General features: G+C 65.3%; 14 protein-coding genes. 8 read left to right on the forward strand and 6 right to left on the reverse strand.

Going from position 1 to position 18535, the window contains the following annotated elements:
• Positions 1-252: 252 nt before the first annotated feature.
• The 3 genes from GWG65_RS30615 to GWG65_RS30625 all read left to right on the forward strand — a co-directional run bounded on the left by GWG65_RS30615 (position 253) and on the right by GWG65_RS30625 (position 5550).
• Entirely contained in the window at positions 253-3717 is a 3465-nt protein-coding gene (locus tag GWG65_RS30615) for an AAA family ATPase (protein WP_275199202.1), read from the forward strand.
• The gene (locus GWG65_RS30620) at positions 3714-4508 is read left to right on the forward strand and encodes an rRNA adenine N-6-methyltransferase family protein (RefSeq protein ID WP_275199203.1); all 795 of its coding nucleotides are present in this window, start codon (positions 3714-3716) and stop codon (positions 4506-4508) included. Before GWG65_RS30615 ends, GWG65_RS30620 begins: the two co-directional genes overlap by 4 nt.
• Before the next feature lie 94 nt (positions 4509-4602).
• A complete protein-coding gene (locus GWG65_RS30625) occupies positions 4603-5550 on the forward strand; it encodes a DUF6492 family protein (protein ID WP_275199204.1) in 948 nt (315 codons plus the stop codon).
• A 117-nt stretch (positions 5551-5667) separates the two neighbouring features.
• Here the strand turns inward: GWG65_RS30625 and GWG65_RS30630 are convergent, their stop codons facing one another.
• Both GWG65_RS30630 and GWG65_RS30635 read right to left on the reverse strand, forming a co-directional pair.
• Positions 5668-6735, reverse strand: a complete 1068-nt coding sequence (locus tag GWG65_RS30630) for an endo-1,4-beta-xylanase (RefSeq protein ID WP_275199205.1) — start codon at positions 6733-6735, stop codon at positions 5668-5670.
• Between the two features lie 26 nt (positions 6736-6761).
• Complete coding sequence (locus GWG65_RS30635) at positions 6762-7850, reverse strand: glycosyltransferase (RefSeq protein WP_275199206.1); 1089 nt, start codon at positions 7848-7850, stop codon at positions 6762-6764.
• Between the two features lie 276 nt (positions 7851-8126).
• Here GWG65_RS30635 and GWG65_RS30640 point away from each other — a divergent pair, with 276 nt between their 5' ends.
• Together GWG65_RS30640 and GWG65_RS30645 are read left to right on the forward strand one after the other, a co-directional pair.
• The gene (locus GWG65_RS30640; protein ID WP_275199207.1) at positions 8127-9563 is read left to right on the forward strand and encodes an oligosaccharide flippase family protein; all 1437 of its coding nucleotides are present in this window, start codon (positions 8127-8129) and stop codon (positions 9561-9563) included.
• A gap of 287 nt (positions 9564-9850) precedes the next feature.
• Positions 9851-11407, forward strand: coding sequence for a L,D-transpeptidase (locus tag GWG65_RS30645; RefSeq protein WP_275199208.1), 1557 nt, complete (start codon positions 9851-9853; stop codon positions 11405-11407).
• 88 nt (positions 11408-11495) lie between these two features.
• Here GWG65_RS30645 and GWG65_RS30650 read toward each other — a convergent pair whose 3' ends face one another.
• The 4 genes from GWG65_RS30650 to GWG65_RS30665 are packed head-to-tail and all read right to left on the reverse strand — an operon-like array spanning position 11496 to position 14051.
• Positions 11496-12008, reverse strand: coding sequence for a DoxX family protein (locus tag GWG65_RS30650; RefSeq protein ID WP_275199209.1), 513 nt, complete (start codon positions 12006-12008; stop codon positions 11496-11498).
• Positions 12005-12787, reverse strand: coding sequence for a DNA-binding domain-containing protein (locus GWG65_RS30655; protein WP_275199210.1), 783 nt, complete (start codon positions 12785-12787; stop codon positions 12005-12007). Before GWG65_RS30655 ends, GWG65_RS30650 begins: the two co-directional genes overlap by 4 nt.
• The gene (locus GWG65_RS30660) at positions 12777-13694 is read right to left on the reverse strand and encodes a DUF692 domain-containing protein (RefSeq protein ID WP_275199211.1); all 918 of its coding nucleotides are present in this window, start codon (positions 13692-13694) and stop codon (positions 12777-12779) included. The genes GWG65_RS30655 and GWG65_RS30660 overlap by 11 nt, the downstream gene beginning before the upstream one ends.
• 51 nt (positions 13695-13745) lie before the next feature.
• Positions 13746-14051: a DUF2282 domain-containing protein gene (locus GWG65_RS30665; protein WP_275199212.1), complete on the reverse strand. Its 306-nt coding sequence runs from the start codon at positions 14049-14051 to the stop codon at positions 13746-13748.
• A 323-nt stretch (positions 14052-14374) separates the two neighbouring features.
• Here GWG65_RS30665 and GWG65_RS30670 point away from each other — a divergent pair, with 323 nt between their 5' ends.
• The 3 genes from GWG65_RS30670 to GWG65_RS30680 all read left to right on the forward strand — a co-directional run bounded on the left by GWG65_RS30670 (position 14375) and on the right by GWG65_RS30680 (position 18484).
• The gene (locus GWG65_RS30670; protein WP_275199213.1) at positions 14375-16465 is read left to right on the forward strand and encodes an adenylate/guanylate cyclase domain-containing protein; all 2091 of its coding nucleotides are present in this window, start codon (positions 14375-14377) and stop codon (positions 16463-16465) included.
• Positions 16466-16577: 112 nt separating this feature from the next.
• Positions 16578-17162 carry a HutD family protein gene (locus tag GWG65_RS30675; protein WP_275199214.1) on the forward strand — a complete coding sequence of 195 codons (585 nt, stop codon included), beginning with the start codon at positions 16578-16580 and terminating at the stop codon, positions 17160-17162.
• Between the two features lie 122 nt (positions 17163-17284).
• Positions 17285-18484: an adenylate/guanylate cyclase domain-containing protein gene (locus tag GWG65_RS30680; RefSeq protein ID WP_275199215.1), complete on the forward strand. Its 1200-nt coding sequence runs from the start codon at positions 17285-17287 to the stop codon at positions 18482-18484.
• The last annotated feature ends 51 nt before the right edge of the window (positions 18485-18535 follow it).

Here is an 18535-nt window from a genome sequence, read left to right on the forward strand (position 1 = left end):
GGCGTCTTTCGTGCGTAGAAATCGAGAAGGCCGCCGATATGGGCAAAGATCCCCGTTTCGGCGCTCGTGCTGGCCGATCCGTCCTGCGACGGGGATATGAGTTCCGACAAGTCCATTCCCTTTTGATCTGATTGGGCTATTCTTCCAGGAACTTAGGGAATGCGTCCAGTCCGAGGTGAAGTTTGGGCCCCAAAATCTGTGGTTGAGGGACCTTAAGCCCTTCGACGGAGTGATGGTCGGGCGGAAATCACCATGCTGGAGACAGAGCCGGGGACGGAAGGCGGGTTGAAGCGCTGGCTCGAAGGCGTAGGTCTTGGCCAATACAACGACTTGTTCGTGCAGCACCGCCTCGATCTCGACGTCGTGGCAGACCTGACTGAAGCCGATCTGGCCGAACTTGGACTGCCGCTTGGCGATCGCAAGCGGCTCCAGCGGGCCATGGCGGCGCTGTTCCAGGCCGAGACCGCAGAAGAGCCGCTCGCGCCGGCCCGCCCGCAAGTCCGGACGGAGGTCGGCGCCGAGCGGCGTCAGCTCACCACCATGTTCTGCGACATGGTGGATTCCACCTCGCTCTCGGTGCAGTTCGATCCGGAAGACGTGCGCGACATGATCGCGAGCTTCCGCGAAACCTGCGTCCGCGTGGTGAAGCATTATGAAGGCTTTGCCGCCCGTTTCGTCGGCGACGGCATTTTGGTTTATTTTGGCTATCCGACCGCGCATGAGGACGATGCCGAGCGCGCGGTGCGCGCCGGGCTGGAGATCGTCCGGGTGCTGTCGACCGCACGCGCGGTCGAGCCGCGCGGCGCGCTCAGCCACGCGCCCGCCGTTCGCATCGGGATCGCGACCGGCCTCGTCGTGGTCGGCGATCTCGTGGGACAGGGCACCGAGGAGCGCGACTCCGCAGTGGGCGAGACCGTCAACCTGGCCGCGCGCCTGCAAGGCCTGGCGCCGCCCAACGGCGTTGTAATCTCGTCTTCGACGCAATCGCTGCTGAGAGGCAAGTTCGACTACCGCAATCTTGGCGTCCACGCGCTGAAGGGCATCTCGGAGAAGTCGCAGGCCTGGCACGTGGTGCGCGCCTCGCGGGTGGAGACCCGCTTTGCCGCCGCGGCGGGCACGCGGCTGACGCCGCTCGTCAACCGCGAAGAGGAGATCGCGCTGCTGATGGGACGGTGGCAGCAGGTCAAGGATGGCAACGGCCAGGTCGTGGTCAAGTTCGGCGAGCCCGGCATCGGCAAGTCGCGCATCATCCAGGAAATCTTCGATCGGATCGCGGGTGACCGGCACGGCCAGGTCTCGTTCCAGTGCTCCCCCTACTACACCTCCACGGCATTCTATCCGTTTGCCGAGCAGCTCAAATTCTCCCTAGGCCTCGACCGTGAGGATGTGTCCGCGGTGGCGCTGACCAGCCTAGAGACCGCGATCGCCGCCGCCCAAGGCGACATCGAGCAGGTCGCGCCGCTGTTTGCCGCATTGTTGTCGATCCCGACCGGAGATCGCTATCCGCCGCTCGACATGTCGCCGCAGCAGCAGAAGGATGCGACGGTCTCTGCGCTGGTCAATCATTTCCTCGGCCTCGCGCGCGAGATGCCGCTGGTGATCGCCTTCGAGGACCTGCACTGGATCGATCCGACCTCCCGCGAGGTCATCGATCTCCTCGTCGACAGGGTGCAGAACCGGCCGATCCTCGTCATCATCACCGCGCGCTCCGAGTTCCAGCCGAGCTGGAACGCGCATTCTCACATCACCACCCTGGTGCTGAACCGCCTGAGCCGGCAGTTGCGTACGACGATGGTCGAACGCGTCGCGGGAAGGGAGCTTCCCAAGGAGGTCGTCGAGGAGATCATCGTCAAGACCGACGGCGTGCCGCTGTTCCTGGAGGAGCTGACCAAGACGGTTCTGGAATCCAATCTCCTGACCGAGCGGCACGGGCGCTACGTGCTGTCGGGTCCGTGGCGGCAGCTCGCCATCCCCGCGACATTGACGGACTCGCTGATGGCGCGGCTGGACCGGATGGGCCCGTTCAAGCGGATCGCACAGATCGGCGCCACCATCGGCCGCGAGTTCTCCTACGAGACGCTGCACGCGGTTGCCAACACGCCGCCGGAGCAGATCGAGGCGGCGCTCAATCATCTGGAGCAGGCGGGGCTGATCATGCGCCGCGGCCATCCGCCGGACGCGCTTTATTCCTTCAAGCACGTGATGATCCAGAATGCTGCGCATGCCAGCCTGCTGCACAGCGAGCGGCGCAAGCTGCATTCCCGGATCGCCCAGGTGCTCGCCGAGATGTATCCGGAGAAGACCGAGCGCGAGCCGGAAATGCTCGCCCACCATCTGACCGAGTCGGGCCAGAGCGAGGGCGCCGCCAGCTTCTGGCTCAAGGCTGGCAAGCAGGCGGCCAAGAGCGGTGCCAATCTGGAAGCGATCGGTCATCTGCGGCGCGGCTTGGGCGTCGTGCAGGCCAATGCGCGCATGCAGGGCGCGGACGAGATGGAGCTCGAGCTGCGCATCGCGCTCGGCAATGCGCTGATCGCCGCCAAGGGCTATGCCGTGCAGGAGGTCGAGGAGAATTACATCCGCGCGCTCGAGCTCGGGCAGCAGCTCGACGACGAGGAGAAGGCGTTTGCCGCCACGCGCGGGCTCTGGGTGTGTCATTTCATCCGCGCCGACCTGACGCGCGCGCACGATCTCAGCGTCGAGCTGATGAAGTTCGCCAAGCGCGAGCGGCTGAACGAGCGTGCGCAGCCGGCGCAGCAGACCGGCTATCTAATCGAGGCGCACCGCGCCATCGCGATGACCATGCTTTATCGCGGCCGCTTTGCCGCCTCGCAGCATCATTTGCACCGCTGCATTAACCTCTACAGCCCAGATCTGCACTCCGACCTGATGGAGCGGCACGGCACCGATCCCGGCGTCGTCTCGCTGTCCTATCTCGGCTACCTCCTATGGTTTCTCGGCCGGCCCGATGCGGCGCGTCAGCACAGCGAGCAGGCGATCGCGAACGCCGAGAAGATCCGCCATCCCTTCACGCTCGCTTTCGCACTGGTCTTCGGCGCCTATCTTTGCCAGCATTTGCGTGACGTCGAGGGCACGCGCGACCACGCCAACCGCGCCATGATCATCGCCACCGAGCACAATTTCCTGCACTGGAAGCAGCAGGCGGCCATCCTGCGCGGCTGGGCGCTGGCCCAGCTCGGCGAGGCCGACGAGGGCCTAAGCCAGATGCGCTTCGGCCTCGACGAGTATGAGGCGATGGATTCCTGGCTGGCCGGCTGCTGGTTCCGCTGTCTGCTCGCGGAGGCCTATGCCAAGGTCGGGATGCGCGATGCCGCCTTGCGCGCGCTCGACGGCGCGCTCGCAACCGCGAAGCGGACCGGCGATCACTCCTATCTCGCCGAGGTCTATCGCCTGCAAGGCGAGATCACGCTGTCGGACGGCAATCCGGCCTCGATGCAGGAGGCGGAAGACCTGTTCGGCCTCTCGCTGGAGACCGCCCGCAAGCAGGGCGCGCTGTCCTGGGAGCTGCGAACCGCCGTCAGCCTTGCACGGCTGTCGCGGGACACCGGCAAGCGTGAGCATGCGAGCCTCCTGCTCGTGCCGATCGTCGGCAAGTTCAGCGAGGGCTTCTATACGCCGGACCTGAAGCAGGCGATGCAACTGATCAACGAGATCGGCGCCGACGCGCCCGTGCGTCAACGGACCGATCCGGTGAAATGAGCGATCTTGTTGCCGCGCGTGCGCGTTATGTCGAGCTGGTCGCGAAACGCGAGCAAATTTCCTCGCCGCGCCTGCTCGAAGCGCTCGCCGCCATCCCGCGTGAGGATTTTCTGGCAAGGGGGCCCTGGCGCATCAAGAGCGAGGTGGCGCGCAGCTATCGGCTGACGCCTGACACCGATCCGGTGCGGCTCTACGACAATGTGCTGGTCGCGATCGACGCACGCCGCAAGCTCGACACCGGGCTGCCGAGCCTCTGGGCGCATTTCATCGATGTGCTCGACATCCGGGACAAGGACCGCGTGGTCCAGATCGGCTGCGGGCTCGGCTATTTCTCGGCAGTGCTGTCGAAGATGGTCGGCCCGAAAGGGCTGGTACTCGCGATCGAATGCGATCAGCGTCTGGCGTACCGCGCTGCGAGTTACCTTCGCCCCTATCGCAACGTCGAGGTGGTTCATGGCGACGGATGTGAGAGGATCGGTGGTCCCGCCGATGTCATCTTGGTGCATGCCGGCTTCTCGCATCCGCATCCGCTCTGGCTTCAGTCGCTCCGTCCCCGCGGCCGTCTCTTGGTGCCGTTGACGCAGCGGGACCGCGAAGGCGCCGTCATCAAGATCACGCGCAAAGGCACCGGCTTCGAGGCCGAGGCTGTGCAGCAGATCCGGATCTTTCCCGGCCAGGGCCGCGGCACGACCGCCCTCGACGACCGTGTCGCCGACTGGTGGCAGCGGGCATCCGCCCTGGCGCCGCTGCGCTTTCGCGGCATCGAGCAGGGGTTGCCGTCGGATGGCTAATGCTTCGTTTCATTTTACCTTGATTGCGAATGCAAGTTTCCAACGCTTCCCGGTCGGGGTATGACTGCGGCTTGATGGCCATTTGAGCGCGCTTATGCATTCCGTTGCACTGCTGACCGCTAGCTATGCCAAGGATATCGAACGTTTTTCGCTGCTCAGCGAGAGCATCGATACCTGGCTCTCGGGATACACGCGGCATTATGTTCTTGTTAACGATGAGGACGTGCCGCTGTTCGAGCGGTTTCGCTCCGACAAGCGCGTCATCGTTCCGGCCTCGCGCTATTTGCCAAAATGGCTCTGGGCCTTGCCGCCGGCTCTCCAGTTCAGCAATCGGCGCGTCTGGCTGTCCCTTCTGTCGTCGCCGGTCCATGGCTGGCATATCCAGCAGATCCTGAAAATCGCGGGCGTGCTCAATGCACCCGAGCAGCGCGTCTGTATCCTGGACTCGGACAATCTGTTCTTCCGCGAATTCGACGTCGGCCAATATGCCGGGGCCGAGAAGACGCCGCTGTTCTTCACGCCGCGTGCCATCAGCGCCGACGCGCCGCTGCACGGCCTCTGGCTGCGCACGGTCGACCAATTGCTCGGCATCAAGGACCGCGCTTTTCCGGCGGACGACTATGTCGGCAACGCGCTGGTCTGGGACAAGGACACTGCGCGTGCGATGACCGACACGATCAAGTCGGCGACGGGCGTGAACTGGGTTCTGGCGCTGTGCCGGAAGAAGAAGTTTTCGGAGTATCTGCTCTACGGCCACTTCGTCGCCAATTCGCCGAACCATCTGGCGGTCCATCGGGTGACGGAAGACAGCATCGCCGTCTCCCACTGGGAGGACACCCGCCTCGACCGCGCGGCGATCGAGGCGTTGATGCGCGCCGCCTCGCCCGAGCAGGTCGCGCTTTGCATCCAGTCCTATTCGTCGACCTCGATCGACGACATTCGGGATGTGTTCCCCCTGAACTCACGCCACCGGCGCGGTCCGAGCCTGTCGCCCGAGCATTTGGGCGATGCGATCGAATTCGAGACGCCGAAGACGCGCTAGAAGCCGGATGAATTTTGGTCGAATCGATGCGCGCGCCGGAGCTCGAATCACCTCTCCCCGCCGGGGAGAGGTGAACAGCGGACAGCCGACGAACCCAATTTCATCATGCTCCAGGCCTCAGACGTCCTTCGTGAACTTGCTGATGACGTCCATGAAGGGCTTTGGCTTGAACTCGCCGTCGAGCGGCAAGGGACGGTTCGGCTGCTTGTCCTTGCGGGCGAAGGTGCCGTTGATCCAGCTATAGCGATCCGAGAGGCCCCAGGTCAGGATCGAACGCACCGGGCCGCTGGTCGAGATCGCGCTCAAGAGGTCGTCGACGCGCTTGGCGACGATGGCGTCACGCTCCGCCGGATTGCCCGTCAGCTTCTGGTCGTCGACGTCGAGCTCGGTGACGAGAACCTCAAGACCCCACGACCGCAGCTCTGTGACGAATTCGGCCAGCCCATGCGTGTCGATCTCGAGCTCGGCATGCAGGTGTGATTGCAGCCCCACGGCGTGAAGGGGAACGCCCTGGTCGAGCAGATCCATGATGAGATTGCGGTAAGCGGCGCGCTTGGCGATGAAGGAATCTTTGGCCGACTCGATGTCGTATTCATTGATCGCGAGCTTCACGAACGGGTCGGCTGCGGCAGCGGTGCGGAACGCCAGCGCAATCCAGCGATCGCCGAGGTGCTGCGTCCAGAACGTGTCGCGCCGGTCTTTTGGACTGCGCGGATTGTCCGGGATCGGCTCGTTGACGACGTCCCACGACGTCAGCTTGTCCTTGTAGTAGGAGACGACGGTCCCGATGTGGTCGACGAACGCGCGCTCGACGCTATTCGCGTGCTTGATCTGCTTGGTCCAGTCCGGGATGTCGTGATACCAAGCGAGCGCGTGGCCGCGCATCGTCAAATCGTTTTGCCGCGCGAAATCCAGGATCGCATCGGCGCGCTCGAAGGCGAAGGTGTGTGCATCCGGCCGCAGCATCGGCCATTTCAGCTCGAGCACCGGCACGATTTGGGTGCAATAGGTGCTGATGGCTTCGCCGAGCCGCGGATCGGCTTGCAGATCCCAGAGCGTGGCCGCGGCGCCAAAGCCCGGGCGGCGCTGGGCAAATTTTGACCCCGGCGCTGCGGATGCCGATGCGCCCGCCGCAAGCATTGCGGCGCTGCCGAGGAGAAATTCGCGTCTGTCGAGCTTGGTCACTTGCTGGTCACCTGGCTGCACGCGTTTCAGCGTGCGTGACGCTGCATCGCCGCTTGGGCGATCTCGTAATAATGAAGCGCACAGTTCTCGAGTGTCAGATTGTCCATCACATAGTCGCGAGGCGCGAATGCACCGGCGCTGGCGCGCGACCAGAACTCGCTCCAGTCGGAGACGAAGCCATCTGCATCGGTGAAGGTCACGCCGCAGCGCTCGTCGAAATAGGGCACCGACGACACGCCGCCTTCGTATCTCACCTTGTGCGGAAAATACTCCGGATCCCGCCACGGCCCGCCGCGATCCCAGGCGAACACGGGGACGCCGCTCGACAGCGCCTGCTGGCAGGCGATGCCCTGGCTCTCGTGCTCGCAGAGAAAGACCATGCTGCGGCAGCGCGCCAGCGCCGCCTTGTAGTCGTCCTCCTTGTAGTGGCCGTAGCGGATCACCTCGACCGTGCGGCCTTCCGCCTCGAGATGCCTGCGGATCGGGCCGATCAGCTCGGTCTCGTAGCGGTCGTGCTCCCAGCGCACCTTGTCGTAGAGCAGCACGTCGACGCTTTTCCGCTCGGCGGGCGTGGGCGTCCACAGGTCGGTCTCGATGCCGACCGGCCAGGCCTCGACATTCGGCCAATACGGCCGGAACATATCGGCGTACCAGGTGCAGGGCACCAGGACGGCCTTCGTTTGCAGGTCCTTGAGACGCTCCGGTGCCTGCACCGGATGGTCGAACATGGCGACGCCGAGCAGGAGCGGGTTCTTCCAGGCGAACCAGTCGAGCACGAACGGCCGCCCGATGATGCAGGCGAGCTCCTCCGGGTGCTTGCGGATATAGCGGTAATCGTTCACCCGGTAGCGAACACCGATCCTGTCGAGGCCGGCACAGAGATTGAGGAGGACGCGCCGCTGGCCGCTGATCCACGGCTTGCCGAGCAGCATGCGCCGCAGCAGCGGCCGGATGTGGCGGTCGCCCGGAAACCAGCGGTCGTCCTGCTCCTCGAAGAACAGGTTGAGCACCATCCGTTCGCGGTCGGTCGCGGGGGCCGCTGGAACAAGGGCGGCATCGGCCCCGCCGTGCAGCAGGGAGGCCGGGGTCACCCGTGTACGTTCGGCAACGTCCATGTCAGTCACGTCCACGCATTACAGAAGGCCGGGCGGCGTCTTTGAAATCATAGTTTCTTTTCGGTCGTTGCGGCGCCCCGTTCAAGAACAGGGCAAATTTAACGCTAACGCGCGAAACCAGCCGGGCCCGCTCCATTCGGGAGCCGATTTGCAGACTTATGTGGCTATCTTGAGGGATGCTGGGGCGCAGTCCGATCGCCACGCCAAAGTCCAACTGATTAACCGCCGCTCAATCGCAAGGCTCAAACGCAAGGCCGCCGCCGGTCCCATGCTCTCATGCTGAATCGCCATTTCTCCATTTACCTCGTGGCCTACATCCTGCCTGCGGCGGTGGGCTTCTTCGCGGTCACCGCCTACACACGGCTGCTGACCCCGGCGGAGTACGGCGTCTATGTCGTTGGCATCAGCCTTGCCGGCATCCTTGGCGCGGTCTTCTTCGCCTGGATCAAACTCTCGGTGTCGCGCTATCAGGCGATGTCGACCGAGGTGGATTTTCGCGGCACGGCGATGGTCGCCTTCGTCCTCACCGCCGCGGCCCTCTGCGCTGCGACCCCGCTGGTCTTCCTGTTCCGCAGCGACGTCAGCATCGAGCTGCTGCTCGCCAGCATGTTCGTTGCGATCATGGCGAATGCGGTCGATGTCGGACAGGAGTTCGAGCGCGCCAAGTTGCGGCCCTACCGCTTCGCCGCCATTTCGATCGTGCGCAGCGTGTCGAGCGTCGGCTTCGGCCTGCTCGGCATCTGGCTTGGCTGGGGCGGCATGGGCTTGCTCGCGGCGTTTGGTCTGGGCTCGCTGACGGGCATCATCCTCAACCTCGTCGGAGATCGCACCAGGATCGCGCGCTTCCAGCGCAGCCAGTTCATGCAGCTCGCGCGTTACGGATTGCCGCTGACGCTGGCTGGTCTCTCGGTCGCGCTGTATTCGACCTGCGACCGGCTCATCGTCGCCTGGCTGCTCGGCAAGGATGCCGCCGGCATCTTTGGAGTCGCGGCGGATCTGCCGCGCCAGTTCATGGTCATGGTCGCCTCCAGTGTCGCCGCGGCGACCGTGCCGCTGGTGTTCCGGACATTGTCTGAAAAGAATGACGCGGTGACGCGGCAGCGGCTGACCGAGAGCCTCGAACTGCTGCTCGTCGTCGTCGCGCCCGTTGCGGTCTGGCTTGCGCTCGCGGCGGACCAGGTTGCAGGCACGCTCGTCGGCGTCGATTTCCGAGCCGGCGTGTCGGCGCTGCTGCCGACCCTGGTGCTCGCCCGCTTGTTCGGCATCGCCAACCAGTTCTACGTGCAGATCAGCTTTCAGCTTGCCGAGCGGCCCTTCATGCTGGCGGCGCAGTCGTTCCTCACGCTGGTTCTGAGCGTGGCGCTGATGCTCATGCTGGTCGCAGGCTACGGCATCTACGGTGCGGCACTGGCGACGCTCGCGACCGAGGCGATCGGCCTCCTCGTCGCGGTCGTGCTGATGCACCGCGCTCATCCCGTGCCGTTCGAGCTCAACCGCCTCGCCGGCGTTGCCGCCGCCGCCGCCGCAATGGCGGCTGCAATCCTCGTCGCACGATCGCAAGCGAACGGCACCGGTCTCGTCCCGCTCATCATCGTCAGCCTCGCCGGCGGGCTGGCCTATGCCGCCGCCGCGTGGCTGCTCAACGTCGCGAACGTGCGAACGCTGTCGCTGCGCTTCCTGCGAAGCTTCAACCGGAAGGCGCTGGGCGTTTAGTGGGCCCGTTGGGCGTTGCCCCGCCAACTGACGTCATGCCGGCCACCTCGCCCGCCGCCCGCAATCCGGACATTCTGCCGCAGCGAGAGGCCACCAGCCTCAGACCAGCCCCGGCCGCGAGCCGCCCTTCCGCCTGCGCGCGGCGTCGTATATGAGAGGTTTGTCGCCGGAACGGGCCGAATGTCGCCACACAGGGAACGTAAGGCGGCTGTGATTTCTTAATCCAGAGATCGCAATCTGATACGTGACCGACACAAGCGCGGACTGGCATTTCGACCGAGGATGGCATGAAAAACCGACTGACGACGGCGCAATCCACCGTGGCGATGCGGCGTTGGGGGCCTCCCGGAATTCTAACGTTGGCGGCAATGGTCGCCTTTGCGGCACTGACTCCGACCGCGGCGGCGAAGCAGGCGCGCCAGCCTGTCGAAGCGGTGGCCCCGCGCGAGGCCGGCGAGCCGATCATGGCGATCGTGTCGATCAGGAGTCAGCAGGTCACGTTCTACGACGCCGACGGCTGGATCCTGCGCGCGCCGGTGTCGACCGGCACGACAGGGCGCGAGACGCCGGCGGGCGTCTTCGCCGTCATCGAGAAGGACAAGGACCACCACTCGACCATGTATGACGATGCCTGGATGCCGAACATGCAGCGCATCACCTGGAATGGCATCGCGCTGCATGGCGGGCCGCTGCCCGGTTATGCCGCCTCGCATGGCTGCGTACGGATGCCTTTTGGGTTCGCGGAGGGTCTGTTCGACAAGACGCAGATCGGGATGCGGGTGATCATCTCGCCTGAGGACGCGGCCCCGGTCGATTTCTCTCATCCGGCGCTGTTCATGCCGAAGCGGGAAGCTATTGCGGCGGCGCCGAACCGTATCGGCAAGCTAGCCGCCGAGGCCGAGGAGGCGACCCGCGCTGCCGACGAGGCCAAAAAGGCTGCGGCGGCGGCAGCGAAAGAGGCCGCCTCGCTCCCTGCTTCGCTGCGCAAGCTGGAGCAGTCGAAGGCCCGCGCCGACGCCGAGCTCGCCTTTGCCGACAAGTCGCTGGCGGCCGCAAAGATCGACCAGGCTGTGGCAAAGGCTGATGAGCTCAAGCAGAAGGCGGCCGCCAAGGCAGCAGATGCAGCGACCCAGCTCGATGCCGCCAAGGCCGCTGCGCATTCGAAGCGCGATGCCGTCGCTGCCACCAAGGATGCTGCGAAGGCGGCGGCAGCCAAGAAGGCCGACGCGGTCAAGGCGGCGACCGACGCAAAACTCGCGCTCGAGCCGGTTTCGGTCTATATCAGCCGCGCGACGCAGAAGCTTTACGTGCGGCGGAACACGCACAAGCCGGCGCCGGATGGCGGCGGTGAAGTGTTCGATACCAGCATCGAGGTCCCGATCGCGATCCGCAATCCCGACCAGCCGCTCGGCACGCATATCTTCACGGCGATGGCGAAGAACGACACTGGCCTGCGCTGGAGCGTGGTCACGATCGAAAACGGCGACGGCGCCAAGAACGCGCTCGACCGCATCACCATCCCGCAGGAGGTGCTCGATCGGATCGCGCCGACCGCATTGCCGCGATCGTCGATCATCATCTCGGACGAGCCGCTCAGCAGCGAGACCAACTACCGCACCGAGTTCGTCGCGGTGCTGAGCAACCAGCCCCAAGGCGGCTTCATCACGCGCAAGCCGACCGCGCCAATGGCCATTGCAAGCGATGACAGCTGGGACAATGGCGGCAACGGCTTCGGCTTCTTCTTCCAGCAGCGCGATCCGTATCCGCAGCCGGTCAATCCGCGCCGGCGCGGCCAGTACCAATACTATCAACCGGCGCAGCCGATGCCGCGGAGCTTCTGGTAGGACCCCGAATTACGGGCGCGCCGAAAGTGGCGGTTGGATCTGCACTGTCCGCCGCTCATTGGCGGCAAAACTCCTTGGAGCTGAGCCGCTATCGTTCGGGCGAGAGGGCCCGGCCGATCACATGGTCGAGCGAGACGCGCCCCGGCCCGTAGGCCATGATGCCGAGGGCCATCGCCGCCCAGGTGATGTGCACCGGCCAGCCGTCGGGCACGGTAAGTTCGACGATGACAGTCATGAACAATAGCCCGAGCGCGGCGAAGCGCGTGCCAAGGCCGAGGATCAGCAGGATTGGAAACATGATCTCGCCGCAGCCCGACAGGAAGGCCATCACCGTCGGCGCAGGATAATGATAGGGGCCGCCGGGGAGGTGCAGCATGAATTCGTCGGTGAACAGCGTCACCGCGGTGTCGTTCAGCTTGAGGAAGCCGCCCCATTTGAGGATGCCGGAGCGCCAGAACGGCACGGCCAGTGCGAAGCGAAGCACGAGCTGCACGATCGAGGGCGATGCGATGGTCTGCACCAGATGATTGGCCTTGTCGATGAGGAGCCCGAGCGCCGGCAGGCTGCTGCTGTCCGACGACATGCGTTGATCCGCGATCATCGTGCGTCTCCCAAAGCAATCGAGGTGAATGCACCCGCCTCGATCAGGCCGGCGATGTTCGAGGCGAGGTCGAAATCGGGCGCCGCGTCCAGCGCCGACGCAGCAGCCTCGCCGAGCGGCCGGGCCGACATCAGATTGGTCGCGAAAACGGCGCCGCCGGGCGGAAGGTGCCGGACGGTGACGTCGAATTCGGCGCGCGTGATCAATGCATCCTCCGGCGTCGACCCGTCGATGCGTTCGACCGGTGCGGTGTCGCGGTTGGCGGCGAATATCGTCACCGCCGAGAATTGCGAGCGCACGATTCCAGCGGCGGGATGCGGGATGAAAACCAGGTCGGCCAGCCGATCCAGTGCGACCGCAGCGAGCCGCGCCGGCGACAACGGCGCGGCGTCCCGTGCGTGGTAGGCGTCGAGCCAGCCACGTTCGATGCGGGCAACGTCGGCGAGCCAGGGCAGTTCGCGCGCATGTTCGTAGCCCTCAATGAACGCGGGGAAGTCTCGGCCATAGTCGAACAGCAGCGGCGAGGTCGGCGGAGACTTGCGGATGTGGCAGCGCGCCGCGGCGCGGAAGAAATCGGGGCCGGTGATGCGCTGCACCGCCGGATAGATCGCGGCGAGTGCCTCGATCAGGCTGACCGTGACGTTGTTGCGGTAGACGTCGTAGCGCCGTCCGGCTGATCTGCCATCTCGGCCCGCGACGTCCGGCGGCGCAGGTCGCGTTGGATCGAGCAGCCCCCGCGCGAAGACCGTGGCAAAAGTCTGGTTCTGCTCAAGCGGCATGACGGCCTGCCGGCAGCGCGCTGGATGCGCCGCGGTCGAGGATCGCCTGCGCGGCGGCGGCTTCCGCTTGCAGGACGGCCCAATCGGGAATCTTGCTGTCCCATTCGATCAGCGTCGGCACCGGGCCGCGGCGCTCGATGACGATCTCGAACAGCGTCCACACGGCGTCCGCGACCGGGCCATCATGACTGTCGATCAGGAGCAGCGCGCCGCCGTCGTCCGCCTGTTCGGCATGACCGGCGAGATGAATTTCCGCGACATGCGACAGCGGAAAGTCCGCCAGATAATCCAGGGCTGAAAATCCATGATTGGCGGCGGAGACGAAGACGTTGTTGACGTCGAGCAGCAGCCGGCAGCCGGTGCGCTGCGCGACGCCGCGGATGAAGTCCGTCTCGCTCATGGTCGAGTCGCGGAACGCGACATAGGTCGACGGGTTCTCCAGCAGGATGGGGCGCCGGATCGCCTCCTGCACCTGGTCGATGTGATCGCAGACGCAGCGCAGCGTCGCCTCCGTATATGGCAGCGGCAGAAGATCGTTGAAGAAGCTGGTCTCATGCGTGGACCAAGCCAGATGTTCTGAGACCAGCGCCGGCTGGTAGCGCGCGACCAGGCCGCGAAATCGTGCCAGATGCACCTTGTCGAGCGGCTGCGGGCCGCCGATCGACATGCAGACGCCGTGCAGTGAAAGCGGATGGTCGCGACGGATGGCTTCAAGCGCGCGATGCGGCGGGCCGCCCGCGCCCATGTAGTTTTCGGCATGGACCTCGAAGAAGCCGCGCTGCCGGCCGGCTTCGAGAATGGCCGACAGATGCTCGGGCTTGAAGCTCGTCCCGGCGACGCCGCCGATCGGAGCGGGAAAGCGGAGAGGCACGGCCGTGGACGCATTTGTCTTGGTTGCCGTGGCCATCGTGCTCCTCCGCTTCCCTTTCTGTTTGTCGTGATGCGCCGGCTGGCCGAGTTACACCGGCTTGAGCGAGCCCTTTTTGCCGTTCGGCAGCTCGATGCTGGTGCAGGTGCCGCCCTGCACGAACTTCCACGCGTTGCCCTGGAAGTCGGCGGTTGAGGTGCCCTGGCAGGTGGTGCCCGGTCCCGCCGCGCAATCGTTCTGGCCCTTCAGCGCGACGCCGAAGCATTTTTCCTTCTTGGCAGCCGCCGCGGCATCCCCCTCGGCCTTGGTCAGCGGAGCGGCGACGGCCAGCGTCGCGAGCGCGGTGCTGACGGCGCCGGCGAGAACGAACGCAGTGACGGTATGCTTTGCAGACATCGAATATCTCCTCTCGGGATTGCATCGCCCTGTGGGCGATGAGCGCATCATCTCCTTCGTTCGTCCGCGGACAGCGTTACTGCGCAGGCCGCTCACGATTTCGTGAGACCGTTGGGTGCGGCGCACAGGCTGTGCGCTTGGGTGGGGATTAGGCGGGAAAGCGGTCGGGTAAATCCAATGCCTTGGCGCTATCGAGACCGTAGCTGGAGAGCATTGGAGGCCGCGGGCTGCAGATGCGAGACGTAACGAACGCGGGCGGCGTCGCGTAGAACGATACCGGGTGGTTTGGCCAGTTCCGGCTGGGCCGGAGAGCGGAAACAGCGATGAACGTCTTTCCCGGACGGCAGCTTGATGCGCTCGCCAGGTTGACGGTCAGCATCCGCCTTGCGGTGTCGGCGCTGGTGCTGACCGCAATCCTCCTGACCGCCGCGCTCTCCAGCCTGCTGTGGTGGCGCACGGCGGAGGCGACCAGCCGGCAGCTGGCCTCGACCATCAATGAGCAGATCGTCGCCGCCGTCCGCAAGGAGGTTGCAGCCATCGTCGCTGAGGCGCACGCCGCGCACACCGCGATCCGCACGCTGTTCCTCCAGAACGTGCTCGACACCCGCGAAGCCGACAAGCGCGAGTTCGTGTTCCTGTCGCAATTGCAATCGCAGGCCACGATCTCCTGGGTTGCCTTCGGCTGGCCGGATGGCTCCTTCTTCGCCGCCCACAAGCTCGGCGACGGACATCTGGAGATGATGGAGATCTCGCTCACGGATCACCCGGGCCAGCGACGCGTCGACGAATATGACGTGGTCCCCGGCGATATCGAATTTGCCAGCCGCCGCTTCGAGCCGACCGGCTTCCGCGTCGCCGAGCGCAGCTGGTTCAAGACCGGCATCGCCGCAAGCGGTCCACAATGGTTCCGCGTGGCCGAGCATCCGATCGGCGAGCGCCCGTCGATCGCCTTTGCCGGTCCCATCGACGTCTACCAGGAGCGCCAGGGCGTCCTTGCGATCATCATTGAATACACCAGGCTCGCGCGCTTTCTTTCGCAGCTCGAGGTCGGCCGCACCGGCGCCGCTTTCATCCTGGACGACGGCGGCGAACTCGTCGCCGCGCCCGACAAGGACGCCGACGAATTGCATCCCGCTCATGGCGAGCAGAGGCTGCTGCCGTTGGCGCAGATGGCACTGGCAAAAGCCGGCGACGAGGGGCGCAAGGACGCGTGGCGAGGCCGGCTCACCGCGAACCACGCGGCTTATGAAGTCGCGCTGACGCCGCTGCCGTTTCCGGGCTGGTCGCTTGCCACCGTCATTCCCGAGGCCGAGTTCCTCGGTCCGGTCGAGACCACGCTGCGTCGCCTGATCGTCGGCCTTGCTGTCGGCGCGGTGCTTGCGGCCGTGGCTTCGGCGATGCTGGCGCGGTCGGTGATCGCTGCGCCGCTCTCCCGCGTGGTCGGCGAACTCCGTCATGTCGAGACCTTTGCGTTGGAGCAGGTGCGGCGTCACCCATCGCGGCTGAAGGAGATCGCGAGCCTGTCCGGCGCGATCGCCGAGATGGCGGCCGGGCTCTCCGCCTTCCGAAAGTTCATTCCGGCCGATCTCGTCCGCTCGCTGCTGCGCCAGGGCGTCGAAGCCAAGCCGGGCGGCGCCATCCAGGAGCTCAGCGTGATGTTCATCGACATCGCCGGCTTCACCGGCCTGTCGGAGCGGATGGGCGATCGTGTCGTGCCGCTGCTGTCGCGCTATCTCGATCTCGCCTCGGAAGCCATCGTCGCCAATGGCGGCACCATCGACAAGTTCATAGGCGACGCCGTCATGGCGTTCTGGGGCGCGCCTCGGCCGCAGCGCGATCATGCGCTGTCGTGCTGCCGTGCCGCGCTCGGCTGCCAGAGGGCGATCGCGCAGTCCGGCCTTGCGGACGATCTCGGCCATGCCCTCCAGATCCGCATCGGCATCAATTCCGGTCGCATGCTGGTCGGCAATATCGGATCGGAGCTGCGCCTGAACTACACCGTGATCGGCGACGCCGTGAACGTCGCAAGCCGGCTCGAAGGCGCCAACAAGTCCTATGGCACGCAAATCCTGATCGGCGAGGCAACCGAACGCCTGGCTCGCGGCGCCATCCTCGCGCGCGAGATCGACAGCATCGCGGTGTACGGGCGCGAGGAGGGATTTTCGGTCTACGAACTGATCGGGCTTGTCGGGGAGGAAAGCAGCGAGGAGACCAGCTGGATCGGGCGCTACGAACAGGGCCTCGCCAACTATCGCGCACGCCGGTTTGCCGCGGCGCTGGCCGATTTCGAAGCCGTACTGAAGGAGCGCGGCCACGATCGTCCAGCCGAGCTGATGCGCGAGCGTTGCCGGCAATTGGAGGAGGCCGCACCCGATACGTCGTGGCGGCCGGTCGCTGCGCTGACGACGAAGTAGCCGCGAAGCGAGCGTCACCTGGTCTTTCCTCAAATCCATTGGCAAAACTGGCCCGTCCCGCGCATGATGCGTTCGGCGATCGCTTCTCGCAGTTTCGGGCAGGCTCCAACACATGAAAACCACGCTGCTGACACCTGAGAACTACACCCGCTCGCCGTGGAAGAACGGTGGCGGCGTCTTCACCGATATCGCGGATGCCCATCGCGCCGATGCGCCGGTGAAGGATTGGGACAGCCTGCTCTGGCGCTTCGCCTCGACGCCGATCGTGGCGCCCGGTCCCTTTTCCTACATGCCCGGCATCGACCGCTTGCAGATGGTCGTCGGCGGGCGCGGATTGGTACTCAAGGCCGGCGACCGCGAATTCGACGAGCGCGAGCCGTTCACGACCGTGCGCTTCACCGGCGAGCTTGCGATCGCGACCGAGCTCGAGGCCGGTCCGGTCGAGGTCGTGAACCTGATGGCGCGGCGCGGTGCGGTCGAGATCGAGCTTGCGGCGCTCAGGGAGCCCGGCGAACTGCACTTGTCCGCCGGAACGCATCTCGTCTACGCGGCTTGCGGCGATTGCAGCATCCGTCTCGATGGAGCGGAGTTTGCGATTCCGCAACAGTGTACCTTGAAGGTCGAACTGGTCAGGCCCTCGCAGCTCACGCTGGCCTTGGGCCTGGCGGTGCTGGCGTCGATCGAGATCGCCGGCTAAGCCGCAATCCTGCTGCTACGCGCTTGGCCCGGTGCGCACAATCCGTGCAGTTGGCTAGGTTGACGCCGTGGGGCCGGAGCACGATATGTCTCCCGATGCAGACCGCCGCCAAGAGGCCGGATATGAACGAGCCGTCGAACAGCAATTCCGTCACCACGCCTCCCGGCGGCGACGTCGTCGACTGGCTGACCAACGGCACCCGCGACGAGCGCTTCATCGACAATATCTTCGCCGAGATGTGCATCCGGCTGCAGCAAGCCGGCATTCCGCTGAAGCGGTCGACGCTTCACGTCCTGATCCAGCACCCGCAATGGCTCGGCGCCCGCATCATGTGGTCCGACGGCATGCGCGAGGCGGAGATCGCGCGGGTCGACTACGATGTCAGGGAGCGGTCGGAATATATCGGCAGCCCGGCCAACGAAATCCATGACGGTGCAACCGAGCTGCGGGAAAATCTCGAACAGGATTCCTCGCTCGGTCGCAAGCACGCCATCTACGACGAGATGCGCGCGAAAGGCCTGACCGACTATGTGGCCTGGCCGCTCTACCATACGCTCGGCAAGCGGCACATCGTCACCTTCGCGACCGACCGGCCCGGCGGATTTGACGACGCGCATGTCGCGGGCTTGAAGCGCGTGTTGCCGGTGCTGGCGCTGGTCAGCGAGATCCGCGTCAAGAACCGGCTGGCGCGAACCCTGCTGGAAACCTATGTCGGCTCCCATGCCGGCGAGCTCATCCTGGCCGGCGCCACCCGCCGCGGCACCGGAACGACGGTGCGCGCCGCGATCATGATCTGCGACCTGCGCGATTTCACCAAAATCTCCGACAACTGGCCGCGCGACGACGTCATCGATCTCCTCAACGATTATTTCGACGCGATGTCCGAGCCGATCGCGCGGCATGGCGGAGAAATCCTGAAATTCATCGGCGACGGCCTGCTCGCCATCTTCCCGCTCAGCCAGTCCGGCGCGTGCGCGAACTTGCTGTATGCGGTGACCGAAGCGCGCCAGGCCATGGTTGCCCTCAACGAAAGGAACAGAGCGACCAGCCGTGCGCCGCTGAACTACGGCATTGGCGTCCATGTCGGCGACGTCATGTACGGAAATATCGGATCGAGCACCCGGCTCGACTTCACCGTCATCGGCCCCGCCGTCAATATGGCCTCGCGGCTCGAAGCGCTCACCAAGCAATTGGGAAAGACGGTGCTGCTATCGCGCGCGTTTGCTGAGCTGGTCGAGCGGGAGTTCGAGCTGGAGCGCGTCGGTGAATACGAGGTGCGCGGGTTCAGCGAAGCGATCGAGCTGTTTGCGTATCAGGGCTGAAGACGCGATCGGTCGTTGAGGCGCGTGCGCGCGGCTCTGCCTGCTTAACGA

Source organism: Bradyrhizobium sp. CSA207 (genome assembly GCF_029051685.1).
Classification (GTDB): Bacteria; Pseudomonadota; Alphaproteobacteria; order Rhizobiales; family Xanthobacteraceae; genus Bradyrhizobium.